Consider the following 18,827-nt stretch of genomic DNA (forward strand, 5'->3'; position numbering starts at 1 on the left):
TGATGTGCATATTCTTTGCCAAAATGTCCTTTGGACAAACAATTTCCGGAGTGGTATTTGGGCAAAATGAGGGTGAGAAACTTCCGCTTGTAGGGGCTCAAATATGGCAGCAAAACAATTATAAAACAGGGGCAACAACCAATGCAAACGGTGAATTTCGTATTACGCTTGATAATTTTTCTAATCCGTTGATTGTGAGTTATGTGGGATATAAAACAGATACTGTTTTTATTACCAATGCAAATCAGAAAATAGAAATTACTTTAAAAACGGATGCCTCAATGATGAAAAATGTGGTGGTAAATGTCCAACGCCAGGGTTTTTCATTAAAAAGCCGAAGTGTGGAAACCACGTTTGAACTTAGGGAGAGTGAATTTCAAAAAGCAGCCTGCTGCAATTTGTCGGAAAGTTTTGAAAACGCTCCTGCCATTGATGTGGCTTTTACGGATGCCGTAACCGGTACAAAACAAATAAAGATGTTGGGGCTTGATGGGGTTTATACCTCCATTTCTCGCGAGTTTATGCCTTCCGTTAGAGGTTTAAATACGTTTTATGGACTCAGTTTTATTCCGGCTGCTTGGGTAGATGGAATACAAATAACCAAAGGTGCGGGCAGTGTTGTAAACGGTTTTGAAAGCATGGCGGGGCAGATAAATGTGGAGTTGAAAAAGCCCTTTGGCAACCAACTTTTTTTGTTCGATTTTTTTACAGCTCAATCAGGCAGAACAGAGGCCGATTTGATGTTGAGAAGAGATTTGAGTCAGTATGTGGCAACTTCTGTTTTCGGGCGGTTTTCCGTTAGTCCGTTTTCGATGGATAGAAATGGAGATGGATTTAGAGATAACCCTACCGGGAATCAGATGCAATGGATGAATCGGTGGCAGTTTTATAACAAAAGTGGGGTGGAGGGGCAGGCCAATGTTTCATATAATCATGACCAAAAGTTAGGCGGACAAGTTGGGGGCGAATCGCCCTATTTGGTAAATATAGGAAACGAACAACTTGATGCTTGGGCAAAGCTGGGCAAATCATATAAAGATAAGCCCTATAAAAGTTTTGGGTCGCAATATGCTTTTAGCAGCATAAACACTTCAACATCTTATGGCAATGATACGAACAGCAAGCTTTTAAATTTGGATGGAAAGTCATTTTATGTCAATTTGATGTATCAAAATATTTTTGGCAATACCAATCATGAATACAAAACAGGAGTATCTTTTTTGGGGGATATAAATAAGGAACAGTTAGAAACTATTTTGATTGAAAAACAAGAGTACACACCCGGTGCCTATTTTGAATACACTTTAAAAATTGACTCAGCTTTAACGTTAGTTTCGGGCATCCGAGCCGATTATTCGAGCCTGTTTGGTTTGTTTATGACCGGAAGAGTGCATTTCAAGTATTCCTTTAACAAAAAAAATACCACCGTTAGAATCTCTGGTGGAAACGGTCATAGAACCCCAAATTTTTTGGCTCAAAATCAACAATTGTTTATCAGCAATCAATCGGTTTCGATTATTAAAAAGGCAAATGAGCAATTCGGAGTTATACAGGAAATTTCTCAAAATCAAGGCATTAGCATACAACACAAAACTAAACTAAGGGGCTATATGCCTACCACTTTTGTTGTTGATTTTTTCAAAACAGATTTTAAAAATGAGTTGTTAGTAAATCGTGAAAATTGGCCAAATGGCGTTGTGTTTTCATCGCTCAAAAATGGTTTACGAGCCAATAGTTTTCAATTTCAAATGGATGTAAAACCATTAAGGAGAACCGAAATTAGACTGGCCTACAGACTTTTTGATGTAACAACGGTTTATGAGGGAGTAAGAAAACAATTGCCCTATGTTTCAAAACACCGAGGGTTTATCAATATCACCCAACAAAACAGAAAGAAATGGCAGTTTAGCACTACTGCCAATTTGGTAGGTGCAATGCGTACGGTTATACCAACGTATGTCAATATTACAACAGACCCAAATCCTGTTTATGAAACCGAACCCTTTTTGCTTTGGAATGGCCAAGTGAGTAAGAAGATAAAGAAAAATATAGAGACATATATAGGGGTTGAAAACATTTTGAATGTAAGGCAACGAAATCCGATTTCTTCATCTGCTAATCCATTTGGCACCACTTTTGATGCCGCTGGCGTGTATGGACCCATTTTTGGCAGGATGTTTTACGGCGGGTTTAGGTATCGAATAATCCATGAAAAAGAACATAATGATTAATATTGTAAATAATAAAGAAATGAAAAATCGAATTTTAATGCTTGTTTTAGCTCTTTGTGCTGTTGCCTTTTCGGCTCAGTCAAAAAGTGTGTTAATTGAATTTAAAGTGGAAGGCCAATGCGGTTCGTGCAAAAAAAGAATTGAAAAGGCTCTTGATTTGCCAGGTATCAGCTATGCTAGTTGGGATGTAAACACAAAAATAATGACGGTTCGGTATAACGATGCAAAATTTGGAGAGAATGATATTCACCAAATAATCAGCGAATTGGGGTACAAAACCAGTAAATTGTCGGCAAACAAAGTGTCCGAATCAAAACTACCCAAATGCTGTCAGCCAGGCGGAGTTTGCAAGGAAGAATAGTTTTTAAAGTTAAATCGATAAAAACGAATAACCCACTTTTGTTGCTGCAACATTAGGTTGCTTTTTTTGCTTTCTATTTCTTCAAGAAACCTTCTTGGCGTTATAAATTATACGCAATAATCTTCAAAATATTCTTGCTGAAAAAGGCAATTGGTTGATGCAATTGGCAAAAAATTGTTCTAAAATTTGTTTCTTTGCACCTCCAAAAATGAGTTAATTTTTTGGCAATCAGTTAGAAATACATGGCAAAATACAACTTAGTACTGCCCAAAATGGGCGAAAGCATCAATGAGGCGACCGTTATAAGATGGATGAAAAATGTGGGAGATAGGGTAGAAGTTGATGAGCCGGTTTTGGAGGTTGCCACCGATAAGGTCGATTCAGAGGTGCCAAGTTCGGAAGCTGGGGTAATAATGCAATTGCTTTGTAATGAGGGGGATGTTGTGGCAGTGGGTGCAGTGGTAGCTGTAATAGAAACAGAGGCCTCTTCGTCAGCCGCACCAGAGTCGGTGGCGGAGCAGCCAAAATCAGAAGCACCGGTTTCTGTTATATCCAAAAGCATCGAATCGGCGGTTCAAACAGCGAGTGTTGCCTCTATTTCTAATGGCTCAGTGGCTTCCGATAGATTTTATTCGCCATTGGTGATGAATATTGCCCGTACAGAGGGTATTTCAATGGTTGAGTTGGAATCTTTGCCTGGCACGGGAAAAGATAGCCGTGTGACCAAAAAAGATATTTTGGATTATGTAAAAGGCGGAAGAAAAGCTGCCCAACAAGTGGCCCCCGCGGAGGTTACAAAAGTAGCTGAAACAGCTGTTGTTGCTGCCAAAACCGAGACTTCCAAACCTGCTGCCAGCCTAAATGCAGGTGACGAGATTATTGCCATGGACAGAATGAGAAAACTGATTGCCGACCACATGGTAAAAAGCAAACACGTTTCGCCCCATGTTTCGTCTTTTGTTGAAGCTGATGTTACCAATTTGGTAAACTGGAGAAATAAAAACAAAGATATTTTTCAAAAAAGAGAGGGTGAAAAGTTAACCTTTACACCACTTTTTGTTGAGGCGGTGGTAAAAGCCATTAAAGATTTTCCGATGATAAATGTGGAAGTTGATGGCGATAACATAATAAAACGAAAATCAATAAATGTAGGAATGGCGGCAGCCTTGCCAAGCGGCAACTTGATTGTTCCGGTTATAAAAAATGCCGACACCAAAAATTTGGTTGGTTTGGCAAGAGAAGTAAACGATTTGGCCGAAAGAGCAAGAAAAAATGCACTAAAACCTGACGAAATTCAAGGTGGAACATACACCATAACAAATGTTGGCACCTTCGGTAATTTGATGGGTACGCCCATAATAAACCAACCACAAGTGGCCATTTTGGCAACAGGAGCCATCGTTAAAAAACCAGCGGTAATTGAAACCGAATACGGCGATGTAATTGGTATTCGCCATTTCATGTACTTATCTCACAGCTACGACCATCGGGTGGTGGATGGTGCTTTGGGTGGAATGTTTGTGAAACGAGTTGCCGACTATCTCGAAAATTGGGATGTAAACAGGGAATTTTAAAAATTCTTAGCGTACATAAAATCTCCAATATTGGCGGCCTCCCTGGGGGCCAATACCTTGAATTTGAACCGTGCCTTTTATATTTTCCAGTTTTTCGATAAAATCGGGTAAATTGCTAATGTCCTCGTTGTTTATTGAGGTTAGAAAAGCCCCATCATCTATTCCTGCCCTTCGCAAAAATCCGTTTCCCACATTCACTACTTTCACTCCATAATTAATCCCATAGTGGTCGCACTCAAATTTACTTGCCACCTCAAAGTCGGCCTCCAGTTTGTCAGAATGGACGATTTCTCGCTTTTTTAAATCAAAATTGCCATCCATATTTACCAATTTAGTTTCAATGGTTAATTCTTTACTTTTTCGCAAAACAGTATAGGTCAGCTGGTCGCCAGGACGATAATGTGCCAAAATTTCATCATAATTTGATTTGTTAAAAACCGGTTTGCCATCAATTTTGATAATCACATCGCCAACTTCAAAACTTTTCGACTTATCATTTAAACCGGTAATTCTTGAAATATAAACTCCATCCTCAAGATTGCTGGTTTTCTCCAAAATGGCATCATTAATATCTACTACTTCCAGGCCATCCAACCCTCTTTGTATCTGACCATATTCTTTTAAATCATTGATTATTTTGATAACAATATTGCTGGGTATGGCAAATCCATATCCTACATAAGAACCGGTTTTGCTGGCAATGGCCGTGTTTATTCCTACCAGTTTTCCATCTAGGTTAACTAACGCTCCACCGCTGTTTCCAGGGTTTATGGCAGCATCGGTTTGTATAAAACTCTCAATCGGAAATTCATTTCTTACCAAATTTATGTTTCTTCCTTTGGCACTTACGATACCAGCCGTAACGGTGCTTGTAAGGTTAAACGGGTTGCCCACGGCCAATACCCATTCTCCAATTTGCAGGTCGTCGCTGTTCGCTAAGTCAATAGCTGTAAGGTTTTCGGCTTCAATTTTTAACAAAGCCAAATCTGATGATTCTGCGGTTCCTATTACTTTGGCTTGATAATTCTTTTTTCCATTATTCAATACTACCTCAATTTTGGTGGCGTTTTTGATAACATGATGATTGGTTACAATATATCCATCGGTTGAAATAATAACTCCCGAACCTGAACTTGACACTTTTCCAATATTTCCAAATGGGTCGAAATCAAAAAACCACAGAGATGATCTTACCATAGCTTCCGATTCAGTTTTAATAAATACCACGGAAGGAGTACTCTTTTTTGATGCTTCGATAAAACTAACTCCGCTGGCATTATTTACACTGCTGCTTTGCAAACCAATGGGCATGGGCTGCATCAACAATTCGGCAGTATTATTGATACGATATTTTGTGGAATTTTTGACTAAAAAATACGAAGTGGCAGCAGATGTTATGATGCTTAAAAACAAGATAGTAAAACCAAACTTACGATTCATAAATTGTTATTTTTTGCTTTTTCTAACAACAATAATACCAATTTTAGTATCCTAAAAGGGATGGAGGCAAACTAATTTTCGATAATATTGGCCGAAACCAAAAATGTAAATCGGTGGTTTTTGGGGTCATTTGTATATAACACCACTTGCTTGTTTGACTGACCTTTCATAAACAAAGAATCAAATTTTAAGGTTGCCCTCAAGGATTCTCCCGGGGCAATTTTTGCACTGCTAAAACCAATGGTAGTGCATCCACACACGGTTTCAACGTTATAGATTCGGAGTGTATCAAGTCCATTATTTTTTATTTCAACACTGAATTGTTTTATCGTTCCAGATTTGATTGTTCCCAAATCAAAATGCTGTTGGTTTGCCATAATGACAGGAGCTTTTTTTAACTGTCTTTTTTTAAGTTTTGAAAAATCCTTCTGTAGATCAAAAGCCACTTTGATTCCTTTAATTGGTATAACCGCATCGGTGGTTTCAATGGTGATGTCATCGTTTATCAAACCATATTTGCCCACTTGCGACATATCCATCGTTATAGTTGCCCAAGATGTATCACCCGGTTGAAGTTCTTTTTTTGAAAACTCAACATTAACATATTCTGGAGCTTTTAGAAGAGATTTAATATGTACAGGAATATTATAATCATTATAAAAGAAAACTTTTTCGGTGTAGATTCTTGAGTCGAAAACACGACCCAACCCCAATATGTTTTTGTTGGTTAAAAGATAGCCGTATTGTCCTTTAAAATATTCTTGTGTTTTCAACTCTTCGGGTTCAGTAATATGGCCTTTAAAAGTTAGAATTTTGGTTGTCGCATTGCTAAAATTGCCATAAATATCAAGGCTCTTTTCAACATCGCCTGCAATGCCTTTGGGATTGAAAGTAGCTTTAACATAGCCTTTTTCTCCAGGTTTTACCGGCACTTTTGTCCACTCAGTATTCGTGCATCCGCAACTGGCCATCACGTTTTTTATTTCAAAATTAACATCGCTGGTGTTGGTAAAAATATATTCAAGCAAAATAGGATCAGAGTCGAAGGCAATGGTGTCAAAATCAATGAGTTCCTTATCAAATTTTAGAGATTTTAGTGGCACTTGGGCTACCGAAATCAGTGATGTTAGAAACAGAGAAAGAATAAATGAAATACGTAAATATTGAGTTAAATTCACTTTTTAAATATTTGTTGCAAATGTAAAGACAAAGATTGTGCAACAAAGGTTGTATGGCAAAGTGATAAATTGGAATGTTATTTTTGAAACGTGCAAAACGAATTTTTAGACCCATCGGCAGAAAACCTCTCCAATAGCGACAAGGACATAGAGAAAGTTCTTCGTCCGGAAAGTTTTACTGATTTTACCGGACAGGACAAAATATTGGAAAACTTAAAAATATTTGTTCAGGCCGCCGTTCAGAGGGGTGAGGCGTTGGATCATGTTTTGTTGCATGGCCCCCCAGGATTGGGAAAAACCACCTTGAGCAACATCATTGCAAACGAACTAAACAGCAACATTAAAACCACATCTGGTCCGGTGTTGGAAAAACCGGGCGATTTGGCAGGATTACTCACAAATTTGGAGGAGGGTGATGTGCTGTTTATTGACGAAATTCATAGATTGAGTCCGGTGGTGGAAGAATATTTGTATTCGGCCATGGAAGATTATCGGATTGACATAATGCTCGATACCGGCCCCAATGCCCGAAGCGTTCAAATATCCATCAATCCATTTACGCTGGTGGGAGCCACCACAAGAAGCGGGTTGTTGACATCTCCTCTTAGAGCCCGATTTGGAATAACCTGTAGATTAGAGTATTACGATGCCAAATTGTTGGCAAAAATTTTAAAACGATCGGCCAGTATTTTAAAAACCAAAATTGACGATGAGGCGGCTTACGAAATAGCCCGAAGAAGTCGTGGAACCCCGAGAATTGCAAACGCACTTTTGCGAAGAACACGAGATTTTGCCCAAATAAAAGGCAATGGAAATATAGAGATTAAAATTGCTCAGTATGCTTTGGAGGCATTAAATGTGGATGCAAGAGGATTGGATGAAATGGATAATCGCATACTTACCACCATCATTGAGAAGTTTAAAGGTGGGCCTGTGGGCATCGGTACAATTGCAACTGCGGTGGGCGAGGAGGCCGGAACAATCGAAGAAGTGTATGAGCCATTTTTGATAAAAGAGGGCTATATTCAGCGAACGGCAAGAGGTAGAGAGGCTACGCATTTGGCTTATGAACATTTAGGAAAAATTCCCCCAAGCAAGATGAATACATTGTTTTGACCTCACCCCAAAAAACACAAATTGTAAAACAAATCATAGCAAAGTATGGGTTTGAAGCCATCGGAATAAGTGCATCAGGTTTTTTAGAGAATGAGGCAAAACAGTTGGAGAATTGGTTAAACAATGGCTACCACGGCACCATGAAATGGATGGAAAACCATTTTGATAAACGCACAAATACAAAGTTATTGGTTGAGGGTTCGAAGTCGGTTATCAGCATGTTGTTTAATTATTATCCTGCTGAATTTCAACCGATTGATGCACCAAAAATTTCTAAATATGCCTATGGCCAAGATTATCATGATGTAATAAAGGATAAACTAAAATTAATTATAGAAGAGCTTGAACAACACTTTGGTAGTTTTCAATCTCGATTTTTTGTTGATTCAGCACCGGTTTTGGAACGGGCTTGGGCAGCAAAATCTGGATTGGGTTGGATTGGCAAACACTCTTTGCTCATAACAAAAAAAAGAGGCTCATTTTATTTTATTGCTCAGATTATTTGCGATTTGGAGTTGGATTATGACAGCCCAACCACCGACCACTGCGGAAGCTGCACAAAATGTATAGATGCATGCCCCACAGAAGCAATTGTGGCCGATAAAGTTATAGACAGCAACAAATGTATAAGCTATTTAACTATTGAACTCAAAGACAAAATTCCAACGGAGTTTAAAAAAAGCATGCAGGATTGGGCTTTTGGCTGCGATATTTGTCAAGATGTTTGCCCGTGGAATCGTTTTTCAATACCTCACTCAGAAGTAAAGTTAACACCAAACCCAACAATTTTAACCTATAAAAGAGAAGATTGGAATAAAATAAACGAGGATATTTTTAGAGATATTTTCAGAAAATCGGCGGTAAAAAGAACCAAATTTTCCGGCTTTTTACGCAACTTGCAATTTTTAGAACAAAGCGAAAATGACTGAAGAGCAATCAAAAAGTGAAATAGAATTTGTCAAAAAGGGTTTGTGGTTCAATCTCAAGAAGATTTTGGACGATATTTTTAGTGTTAAAGATGAAATTGACAAACCCGGAACCACAATAGGAATTAAAAAAGATGTTGTTTTTAGAGGCTTCAACATCTGGATTTTAATTCTTTCCATATTAATATGCAGCATTGGCCTCAATCTAAATTCGACAGCTGTAATAATTGGGGCAATGCTTATTAGCCCATTGATGGGGCCAATAACCGGAATAGGGTTTTCCATTGGCACATTCGACAGAGATTTGCTCCTAAAAGCTATAAAAAATATGGCAATTGCCATATCGATTAGTGTCTTGGTTGCCTTTATCTTTTTCTCATTTGCCCCAATTGGCCTCGATCATAGCGAACTTGACGCACGCACCAAACCCGGTTTTCTTGATTTATTGGTTGCCCTTTTTGGTGGCTTTGCAGGCATTTTGGCCGGAAGCCGAAGCATAAAAAGCAACGTTATTCCGGGGGTTGCCATAGCCACAGCCCTTATGCCACCGCTGTGCACAGTTGGCTATGGGCTGGCCGTTCATGATTTGAGTTATGTGCTGGGAGCATCGTATCTATTCTTTATAAACTCCGTTTTTATAAGTCTTTCAGCATTGGTGGTTGTGCGGTATTTGCGATTTCCAACGGCAAGCTATGTAAATGAAAATACCAAAAGAAAAGGCAGAGCATTTATTGTCATTTTTGTAACTCTTGTGGCGGTGCCGAGTGTTTTTATATATCTTAAAGCCATTAAAGAAGCACGGTTTAAAAGCAAAGCCAATGATTTTATATCTACCTGTATAAATGACGAGAATCATCAGGCCATCAATCCACATATTTTTTATAATGATACCATGAAACATATAAAACTATTTGTTTATGGCAACAATTATTCTGATCAAGAAAAAGATTCGCTAAAGAAATTATTGAATAGCAACTACATAAGTTATGCGACTCTTGAAATTTTTAGTATGGGTACTTATGAGTCATATAAAGTTTTGGCAAATGAGAAAGATGACCTATTAGGAAAAAAGGAACATTTGACCAATCAATTACAAGCTGACTTGTCTCAAAAAAACCTAGAATTGGAAAAGTTGAAACAGCGATATGACAGTATTTTCGAGATAGAAAAAGGATTCGGAAAGACCGTGGCTGAGGCCAAATTACTTTTTAAACAATTAGATACGATGCAAATGGCCATTAAACCGCTGAATAATGAATTTTCGGAAATAGAACCTTTTATTTTAATAAAATGGAAAAGAGGAATGGTAAATGGAGCAAAACAAGATATAAAGGATTGGTTGAAATTGAGATACGGTTATTATAAAAATGTGCGAATTGAAGAACTTAAATAATTCGAAATGAAAACCTTAAATATTCTGCGACATTGTAAATCGGATTGGAGTTATGGCTTGCCCGACCACGACAGGCCATTGAACGAGAGGGGCAAAAACGACATCCCCCAAATTGCCAATCGATTAAATGAACTCAATTTTGCAACGCAACGCTGTTTTTATAGCACAGCCAACCGAGCAAAGACAACGGCCATCGGGGTTTGTGGATTGTTGCACAATAAAACGGAATTGGAAGCATGTAAGGCATTATATACCTTTTCGGATCACGATTTTGTTGATTTTGTATCCTGTATTGACAACCAACTGGATAATGTGTTGATTGTGGCTCACAACCCGGGTTTGACAGATTTAATCAACTACCTAACCAACACTCGGCTTGATAATCTACCAACCGGCGGATTTGCTCAACTGAAATTAGAAATAAATAGCTGGAAAAACATTGATTATCAATGTGGTACTCTCGGTTTATTTGAATTTCCTAAAAAATTTTAGAAAGCCCTATCGAACCTCAAAAATGGTTTTATGACCATTAATTGTGGCTTCGGCCAGTTGGTCACAATCTGCGTTTTTATATGGGTCATAATCAATTTGGATATTTTGAGAATTATCAGATGTTATCTCCAGAATACCTTCAATAAATGTTTTTGCACATCCCAAATCCATTTTTTTAACTAATGGAGATGTGATTTCTGCCGTAAAGGGCTGACTCATTCTATTAATACCTGAAGCTGAACCAGTTATAGAATACGAATCGCCCCAAATGCCTTTGCCTTTATCAACAATTTGAGTTACCCTTCTATCGCTGCTCCAAGATATATCTCCTAAGTTGTCTTTAAGAAGTGCATTTTCAACAACAATCCGCAACTCATTTTCTTTGGGCAAAGTCACAATGGTTCTACCAGAAAGTTGAGCCATTTCTTGACCATTTCCTGAAAAATAAGAATCTTCCTGATTTATGATAATCTCGGCTTGAAACTGGGGAGATCCCAAAGGTAGGTTCATAGCAATGGTAAATTTTCCGGCTCTGTACCTTCCATCTACGCACAACACTCCTTGCGGTTCAGTGTTTCTCAACGGACCAAAATCAACTACAATTTCCAGCCCATCGCCATCCATAAAAGTAGAATCAACAAATAAGATAGAAACATCGCCTGGTATAATGGATGCATCCGATTTTTTTAGCGACGAATCTATGGTTGAAATAATATCAAAGGCGGCATCAAAAATGGCTGTAAAATGTGTTTCAACCAAACTGTTATCCTCGGCAGATTGAATGGTATCCTTATTAACAGAATTTTCATCATCACAGCCACTAAAGAGGACAACGGCAAAACCAAAAATTGCAAAAAGCAGTTGTCGCATTCGTTTTTTTTAAAAGTGTGCAAATATAACGGTGCAATTTCTTATTAATTTTCACAGATTTGTAAATTACTAATGACATAGAATAGTTGTCTATTTTTCAAGAATATACAAGTCTTTACGCTAGAGTGATATTGCCTTTGGCACTCCCAACCGAATACACCTACCGCATTCCTCAAGAGCTAAATGAAGAAATTGCAGTAGGAAAAAGGGTGGTGGTACAATTTGGCAAAAAAAGGATTTATGCCGCGGTAGTATTTGAAATCAATCAAAATCCACCAAATTATCCGGCTAAATACGTTTTATCTGTTTTAGACGATGTGCCGGTGGTGGGCGAGCAGCAGCTTCAGTTTTGGCGATGGGTAGCAAACTATTATTTGTGTACAATGGGCGAAGTAATGAATGCTGCTTTACCAAATGCACTAAAGTTGCAAAGTCAAACAAAAATAACACTTAATGTAGATACTCTACACGCTGATAATGAGCTTGATACATCGGAAATGATCATTATCGAAAAACTTAAAATTTCGGGTAGCTTAACGTTAGACGAGGTAAACGAAATTTCAAAAAAGAAAAGTGGTTTTAAAATCGTTGAATCTCTTTACAAAAAGGGAATTATTGATATTACAGAGCAATTAAATGAGCGTTATAAACCCAAAATAAAAAAGTTTATACGAATTGCCGACAAATATTATTCTAATCGAGAGGAAATGCAGGCATTGTTTGAAAAACTGGAACAAGGTTCAACCCTTCAGTTGCATGTGCTTATGAAACTCGTTTCGACGGACATTAACAACAAAGGGGTTGATAAAAATGAATTCATAAAAGCAAATGGTCTGAGTCCGTCATCTACAAGCACGCTGTTAAAAAACGGTGTTTTGCATGAGTTTGAACAAGTTGTGGAGCGAAATTCTTTTCAAGAACTTGAAGAGTATAAAATAAATGAATTGACTGAAAATCAATTAAATGCCTGCGAAAAATTAAATAATTGGTTTGAAGAAAAAAGCGTTGTTTTATTAGAAGGGGAAACATCAAGTGGCAAAACTCATGTTTACATCCGACTGATGGAAGAGGTGATTAAAATTGGTGGCCAAGTGTTGTATTTGCTTCCTGAAATTTCGCTCACAACACAGTTGATAAAAAGAATTCAGGCGTATTTTGGATCTCAGGTTTTAGTAAACCATTCCAAATTTAGCGACAATGAACGATTGGAAATATGGCAAAAAATTAGAGAAGGAGAGGCAACTATTCTATTGGCTCCTCGTTCGGGTTTGTTCATGCCCTTTCATAGTTTGAGGCTTATAATTGTTGACGAAGAGCACGAAGCAAGTTACAAGCAAATGGAACCCGCTCCCAGATATAATGCAAGAGATGCAGCCATAATGCTGGCAAAATATAGTGGGGCAAAAGTTTTGCTTGGAAGTGCTACTCCCTCAATGGAGACACTCTATAATGCCAGTATTGGCAAGTATGGTTTTGTAAAATTAGAGGGTAGATACAACGATGTTTTAAAACCCGAAATAACCATTGTAAATATGCGTGAAGAACGCAAGCAAAAAAGACTTAATGGCTTGTTTAGCAGTATTTTGCTTGAAAAAATTGAGCTAACACTTAAACATAAAAAACAAGTGGTTTTATTCCAAAACCGAAAGGGATATGTACCCGTAACGGAGTGTACAGAATGTAGTTGGTCGCCTAAGTGCATACATTGCGATATAACTTTGACCTACTATCGGCGTGATGATAAACTGCGTTGTCATTTTTGTGGCTATCAAATACTACCAATAAACCAATGCCCTGCTTGCGGAAATATGGCGATGAAAATGGTTGGATATGGCACGGAAAGAGTTGAGTCGGAGCTTGCTTCCATTTTTCAAGAAGCTCGTATTCAAAGACTTGATTATGAATCAACTAGGACAAAAACAGCACTACAAAAAATAATATCAGGGTTTGAAAACGGAGAAATTGATATTTTGATTGGTACCCAGATGATTACGAAAGGGTTTGATTTTGAAAATTTAGCTTTAGTTGGAATTTTGGATGCCGACCACTCCTTGAATTTCCCTGATTTCAGGGCTTTTGAACGGAGTTTTCAGTTGTTTGCACAAGTTGGTGGCCGAGCCGGACGAAGAAAAGAGCAAGGAGAAATTATTTTGCAGACAAATCAGCCACAACATCCTGTAATACAGCAATTTACATTCGGAAATTATAACGATTTTTACCACCGAGAAATAATAGAACGAGAGAAATTTCATTATCCACCTTTTGGTAGAATCATAAAAATAGTTATTCGTCATAAAGATTGGCAGCAAGCCCAAAAGGCGGCTGAAATGTTAGCTTTGTTGCTGCGAGGCCGATTAGAAGGAATTATGTTAGGGCCTGAAGAGCCGCATATTTCAAAAATTAGGGGGTTATTTATCAGGCAAATTTTAATCAAAATAGCACCCCCGATGCCAATTAATGGCATTAAATTATTTTTATCCGAAAAACTCCAAATATTCAGGCAAAATAAAGATTATAAACAAGTTAGGGTTACGGTTGATGTGGATCCACAGTGAAGTAATGGTTTAGGTTAATGGTTTTACCAAAATTACTTGCTCTCGCTCCACTTTTACCTGACCGGGGTTGGCACCCTTAAATTTTCGCACAAATTTTGGCTCGGTATAAATAACCGCTGCAAGGCTATCGTGTTGATTCTTAGAGAATTTAGCTGCTAAAGATGCGGCATATTCAAGCACTGAGTTGTCTATTCTTTTTGCTTCTTTATTTTTAATTAAAACGTGCGATCCTGCCACATTTCGGGCATGCAACCACACATCGTTTTTATGCATTAGCTTTAGTAGTTTATCATTTGATTGGGCGTTTTTTCCTACCCAAATTTCGAAATCGTTGTATGAAAAAATACGGTAAGGAGGGCTGTCGGCATTTGTGTCTGTTTTTTTTCTTTTCTTTTGATTTTCAAAAGGTTGTAATTCTTTTGTTGAAGTAGATTGTTCTATTTTTTTGATTTTTTCGGTCAAAGAAATTTCCAACACTTTGGCTTTTTCCAAAACAGATTTAACATTTTCGACTTCCAAATGGCTGTTTTTGGCTTTTCGATAATATCGTTCGGCGTTCTTTTGAGCCGATAAGTCGGATTTTAACGGAATTGTTACATCTCGATTTGTATAAAAGTTGAAAAGCTCAATACTGTCAGTTTCTTTAGAAATAGCATGAAGATTGGCCATTAAAATATCTGCGTACTCTTTGTAATTGGTTGATTGTGAGAGTTTTTTGAGTTTTATTTCAGAACTTGAAATTAATTTTTGCTGATGTTTTAATTGTTTTTTCATTTCAGCCAAAAGGTTGGTTTTTAGGTCATTAAATCGCTGTTGAGCCAAGACCAATTTTGCAAAATCGTTTTGGGCATCCAAAACCGAGTCATAATTCTCTAAATCATTTTGGTTTGGATATATTGAAAGGGCAAACTGGTCGTTAGTTTTTGAAATATAAAAACTTGATTTAGAAATATTTAAAATAAACTTTTCCCATTCTGCTTGTTGATTTTCTAAATCAAAAAATTGCATTTTTTGAAGTTGAGAAATCATTTCCGGATGAACAAATGGGTTTAGTTTTTCAAATTCTTTGGATGATTTATTAAATGTAATTTCCTTATTTTCAACGATATATGATTGGTTTTCGAGTTTTGTTTTAAATTGGGCTATTACTTGATTATTTTGAGTCAAAACGGCTCCATTTTTTCTGCCAAAGCATTGAATATGAAGACTGTAGTCTTCATATTCAAAAGTAAAACCTCTGTCCAGAGGAAAAGGTTTGACGGCTTTTAATTGAGTATTCCAAATCTGTTTGAATTGGTTAATAACACCTCGTTTTGGAAAGTATATTTCCTCCGGATTAAGAAAAAGGGTATCGGAAGCGGCAAAGTGTATTTTTAAATAAAAACGTTTTCCAAAAAGCAAATGCAACTCTTCTGCCGAACTGCTAACACATTCAGTTAAATGCATTTCGGCCAGTTTTTCGTTAAGAAACTTGGCCAGAAGTTGAAGTATGAAAGCGTTATTGTGCAAGTAAATAAGCGTTTAAAAATCACCAAAAACATCCGTCAACGCTTCATATCCATTTTCAGTGATAAGGATTGTGTGTTCAAATTGGGCGGACAAACCTCCATCAATTGTGCGGGCAGTCCAGCCGTCTTTTTTGTCCACCTTTGAGCGGGCTTTTCCGGTGTTTATCATTGGTTCGATGGTAAAAATCATTCCGGGTTGCATACGTTTTCCTGAGTTTTTTGAAGCCGAGTGTGGCACATCAGGTTCTTCATGAAAACTCAAACCCACACCATGGCCGCAAAATTCATATACCACCGAATAGCCTTCGCCCCGAGCATAATTGGCGATTTCAAATCCAATGTTTCCAAACCTATTGCCCGGAAAACACTGCTCCATGCCAATTCGCAACGATTTTTTCGTGGCATCTATTAGGTTTTGAGCCTGCTCGCTGATTTGTCCAACAGTGTACATTTTGCAGGTATCACCAAAATATCCATCCAAAATAGGGGTAACATCAATATTCAAAATATCACCGTTTTTAAGTGTATAGTCGTTTGGCACGCCATGGCAAATTACATCATTAGGAGAGGTGCAAATATTCCCCGAAAATGGTTGAACACCGTGCCCACGATAGCCAAGCGTGGCAGAGCGGGCGTTGTGTTTTTTCATAAACTCAGCTGCACGGGTGTCTAATTCTTTGGTTGTAACTCCCTCTACTACAAACTGTTCCAAATATTTTAGGCATTCGGCGGCCAAACGGGAAGCGTTTCGTATTCCCTCTATTTGCTTTGCGTTTTTTATTTTTATCGCCATTGAGCGGCAAATTTAGGTCAAATATTTACTTTGAATGTGGCTGTTTGAATCATCTATCCGAAATCATGATTTTCTTATTTTCACGAAATTCTGTGTAGGTTGGCTTTGCAATTTGTTGGTTTTCAGGTAAATGTTGATTGAGCATATCAATAATTCGGGTTAAGTTTAAATAAGCCGTCTTATAATGATTTTCTTGATGAAGATTGAGCAACGAATCATTCCATTCTTCCGGAATTGGAAACTCTGACGCATAGTTTGGAAGCCACATACCAACAAATCCATACCAATTTGGTTCTCTTTTTTGCCAATAAAAGATGGAGTCATTAAGTGTTTTTTCAATTGACCCAAATGCCGTAGAGTCAATATCGCACAGCCAATAGAGGTAGTTTGGATTTGGATTGTCATGGCCAGATTTTAAATACATTTGTTTTGGGTTAATAATAACCGCCATGCCCCCATCAATATTTGGGGCAGGCCAGCCAAGTGAATAACCAATTGGTCTTTTATTCTTTACATGTTTCTCACGATTAAAAATGATGTAATTAAAATCGGAAGAAAAAATCTTGGAATCGATGATACAGATATTGTAGTTGGTGTCAAAATCTGTAATGTTAAATTTTGGAACAATTGCTGTATCGCAATTGATTGGGTTATAGAGGAAACCACCGGGTTGATACCCAATCATATTTTTGTCACTTTTAACATTATATTCAATAATGGGTTCAGACATGGTGCCATCAGGTTTTACAGTAATTGAAATTTTTTGTGCATTGGAAGGAATCGTGACTGATAAAAGCAATAAAACAATAGGGTAGGAATATTTTTTCATATCATCTAAACTTTAATTACTGGGGTTTCATTGTATTAATTAGAAAGAACTTTTTTTAACCCAATAAATAACCGAACAAAGTGCGATATAAATGATAAATGGAAAAAGAAATGCTCGCAGCGAAAAATTGAATTCCCAAGAAGTTGAAATAAATTCACTAAAGAAAGCCGAGTCAAAATAATACGGCCATGGAGTTAAAGAGAAGAAAGCCATTAGGCCGGATAAAATTCTCAATAGTGTAAAATTCTTTAGTCTCTTTTGTGTAAATAGCATGGTAGATAAGCCAATGAAAAGCAATGGGTAAAATAAGAATTCATAGTGCCTCAAATAATGTTTAAGAGTGGTGAATAGTTCATTTCCATCAGAAGTAGGAAATGAAAAAGCAAAAGTTAAGATTAGGTAAGAAGCAACTAATAAAATATATAGGAGGCCTAAAATTCTACCAACCCAAAGTGATATGTCATCAAATTTTTGAAAAGAGAAAAACCAGTTTTTGTGTTTGAAAAAATAAATAAGTGCATAAAAGATTTGGTAAATCGCAAATCCCAATAGTCCCCACTCTAAATAACTTCCTACAAAGTAAAGGGTTTCATTTTCGATGAAAGCTATCATTTCACAACCTCGCTAATTGCTTGTAAATCTTGCTTATTCATGCAGTTAAAATGCTTTTTGGGGCAGGAGGGATGTCCAAGTTTTGAACATGGTCGGCAAGGTAAATTTTGTACTTCGAATATCTTAGACGCTTCATCCGGCAAATAGGGTGTCATGCCAAACTCCGGCACGGTATTGCCCCAAATAGAAATGATTTTCTTTTTCAAAGCCGCTGCAATGTGCATCATTCCGGTGTCGTGCGTAATAATCCATTCGGCTTTTTGCATCACCAACGCACTTTGGTCAATGTTGAGAAGTCCGCAAAGGGATGATACATTTTTGCATTGATTTTCGATAAAATGGCCTTCTGACTGATCTTCTCTTCCGCCAATCACTACTACGGGAATTGGTATTTTTTGACACAACTCGACAATTTTTTTCGACGGTAATTTTTTGGTTGCATGCTGACCACCAATGGCGTAACAAACAAATTTTTCGGGTAACGTATTTTTCAAAACAGTTGCAGCATCAATAAAATAATCCAAACCCCTATGGTCGTTTTTTATTCCCAATGATTTTGCTGTATCTAAGTATCGGTCAACTATATGAACGGGAGGCAGTTTATTGATTTTGAAGTTGGTAAGTAGCCATTTTTGCACATTGAGTTTGCGTAATTTAAACGTTTTTACACCTAAAAAAAACTTTAAACGACTTGTGCGAAGGTTGTTGTGTAAATCTAAAATCAGGTCGAATTTTTCCTGTTTTAATTGACTCGCTACAGTTGAAAAATCATCGTTGAGCGACCAAATTTTATCAATGTAAGGATTACTTTTTAGTAATCCTGCATAGCTCTTTTTGGTCAAAAAATGAATTTCGACATTGGGAACTTGATTTTTTACACACCTAAAAACAGGCGTGGTTAAGACAATATCTCCAATGGAGCTGAACCGAACTACAAGAATTTTCAAAC

General features: G+C 37.4%; 15 protein-coding genes. 8 read left to right on the forward strand and 7 right to left on the reverse strand.

The window, feature by feature from the left end:
* The first annotated feature begins 23 nt into the window (after positions 1-23).
* The 3 genes from H6607_05535 to H6607_05545 all read left to right on the forward strand — a co-directional run bounded on the left by H6607_05535 (position 24) and on the right by H6607_05545 (position 4,166).
* On the forward strand, positions 24-2,231 hold the full coding sequence (locus tag H6607_05535; GenBank protein MCB9261819.1) for a TonB-dependent receptor: 2,208 nt from the start codon (positions 24-26) through the stop codon (positions 2,229-2,231).
* On the forward strand, positions 2,209-2,592 hold the full coding sequence (locus H6607_05540; GenBank protein MCB9261820.1) for a heavy-metal-associated domain-containing protein: 384 nt from the start codon (positions 2,209-2,211) through the stop codon (positions 2,590-2,592). The genes H6607_05535 and H6607_05540 overlap by 23 nt, the downstream gene beginning before the upstream one ends.
* 242 nt (positions 2,593-2,834) lie before the next feature.
* Positions 2,835-4,166, forward strand: a complete 1,332-nt coding sequence (locus H6607_05545; GenBank protein ID MCB9261821.1) for a 2-oxo acid dehydrogenase subunit E2 — start codon at positions 2,835-2,837, stop codon at positions 4,164-4,166.
* Between the two features lie 6 nt (positions 4,167-4,172).
* Here H6607_05545 and H6607_05550 read toward each other — a convergent pair whose 3' ends face one another.
* The gene (locus H6607_05550; protein MCB9261822.1) at positions 4,173-5,363 is read right to left on the reverse strand and encodes a trypsin-like peptidase domain-containing protein; all 1,191 of its coding nucleotides are present in this window, start codon (positions 5,361-5,363) and stop codon (positions 4,173-4,175) included.
* Positions 5,364-5,677: 314 nt separating this feature from the next.
* Entirely contained in the window at positions 5,678-6,784 is a 1,107-nt protein-coding gene (locus H6607_05555; GenBank protein MCB9261823.1) for a DUF1573 domain-containing protein, read from the reverse strand.
* Positions 6,785-6,874: 90 nt separating this feature from the next.
* Here H6607_05555 and ruvB point away from each other — a divergent pair, with 90 nt between their 5' ends.
* Genes ruvB through H6607_05575 form a run of 4 tightly spaced genes read left to right on the forward strand, consistent with a single transcriptional unit; the run spans position 6,875 to position 10,711 of the window.
* Positions 6,875-7,900 carry a Holliday junction branch migration DNA helicase RuvB gene (ruvB, locus tag H6607_05560; protein MCB9261824.1) on the forward strand — a complete coding sequence of 342 codons (1,026 nt, stop codon included), beginning with the start codon at positions 6,875-6,877 and terminating at the stop codon, positions 7,898-7,900.
* Complete coding sequence (queG, locus tag H6607_05565) at positions 7,897-8,829, forward strand: tRNA epoxyqueuosine(34) reductase QueG (GenBank protein MCB9261825.1); 933 nt, start codon at positions 7,897-7,899, stop codon at positions 8,827-8,829. The genes ruvB and queG overlap by 4 nt, the downstream gene beginning before the upstream one ends.
* Positions 8,822-10,219 carry a TIGR00341 family protein gene (locus H6607_05570; GenBank protein MCB9261826.1) on the forward strand — a complete coding sequence of 466 codons (1,398 nt, stop codon included), beginning with the start codon at positions 8,822-8,824 and terminating at the stop codon, positions 10,217-10,219. The genes queG and H6607_05570 overlap by 8 nt, the downstream gene beginning before the upstream one ends.
* Before the next feature lie 6 nt (positions 10,220-10,225).
* Positions 10,226-10,711: a histidine phosphatase family protein gene (locus H6607_05575; protein ID MCB9261827.1), complete on the forward strand. Its 486-nt coding sequence runs from the start codon at positions 10,226-10,228 to the stop codon at positions 10,709-10,711.
* A gap of 6 nt (positions 10,712-10,717) precedes the next feature.
* Here the strand turns inward: H6607_05575 and H6607_05580 are convergent, their stop codons facing one another.
* Complete coding sequence (locus H6607_05580; GenBank protein MCB9261828.1) at positions 10,718-11,581, reverse strand: hypothetical protein; 864 nt, start codon at positions 11,579-11,581, stop codon at positions 10,718-10,720.
* Between the two features lie 131 nt (positions 11,582-11,712).
* On the opposite strand from H6607_05580, the gene priA reads away from it, so the two are divergent.
* Positions 11,713-14,136, forward strand: a complete 2,424-nt coding sequence (priA, locus tag H6607_05585) for a primosomal protein N' (protein MCB9261829.1) — start codon at positions 11,713-11,715, stop codon at positions 14,134-14,136.
* A gap of 9 nt (positions 14,137-14,145) precedes the next feature.
* On the opposite strand, the gene H6607_05590 is transcribed toward priA, so the two are convergent.
* The 4 genes from H6607_05590 to H6607_05605 form a co-directional block, all read right to left on the reverse strand.
* Positions 14,146-15,645, reverse strand: a complete 1,500-nt coding sequence (locus H6607_05590) for a DUF814 domain-containing protein (GenBank protein ID MCB9261830.1) — start codon at positions 15,643-15,645, stop codon at positions 14,146-14,148.
* Between the two features lie 12 nt (positions 15,646-15,657).
* On the reverse strand, positions 15,658-16,437 hold the full coding sequence (gene map / locus H6607_05595) for a type I methionyl aminopeptidase (GenBank protein MCB9261831.1): 780 nt from the start codon (positions 16,435-16,437) through the stop codon (positions 15,658-15,660).
* Between the two features lie 49 nt (positions 16,438-16,486).
* Positions 16,487-17,266, reverse strand: a complete 780-nt coding sequence (locus H6607_05600) for a hypothetical protein (GenBank protein ID MCB9261832.1) — start codon at positions 17,264-17,266, stop codon at positions 16,487-16,489.
* Positions 17,267-17,874: 608 nt separating this feature from the next.
* Entirely contained in the window at positions 17,875-18,825 is a 951-nt protein-coding gene (locus H6607_05605; GenBank protein MCB9261833.1) for a glycosyltransferase family 9 protein, read from the reverse strand.
* Positions 18,826-18,827: the final 2 nt, after the last annotated feature.

This window comes from Flavobacteriales bacterium, from assembly GCA_020635395.1.
In the GTDB taxonomy this organism is placed as follows: Bacteria; Bacteroidota; Bacteroidia; order NS11-12g; family UBA9320; genus UBA987.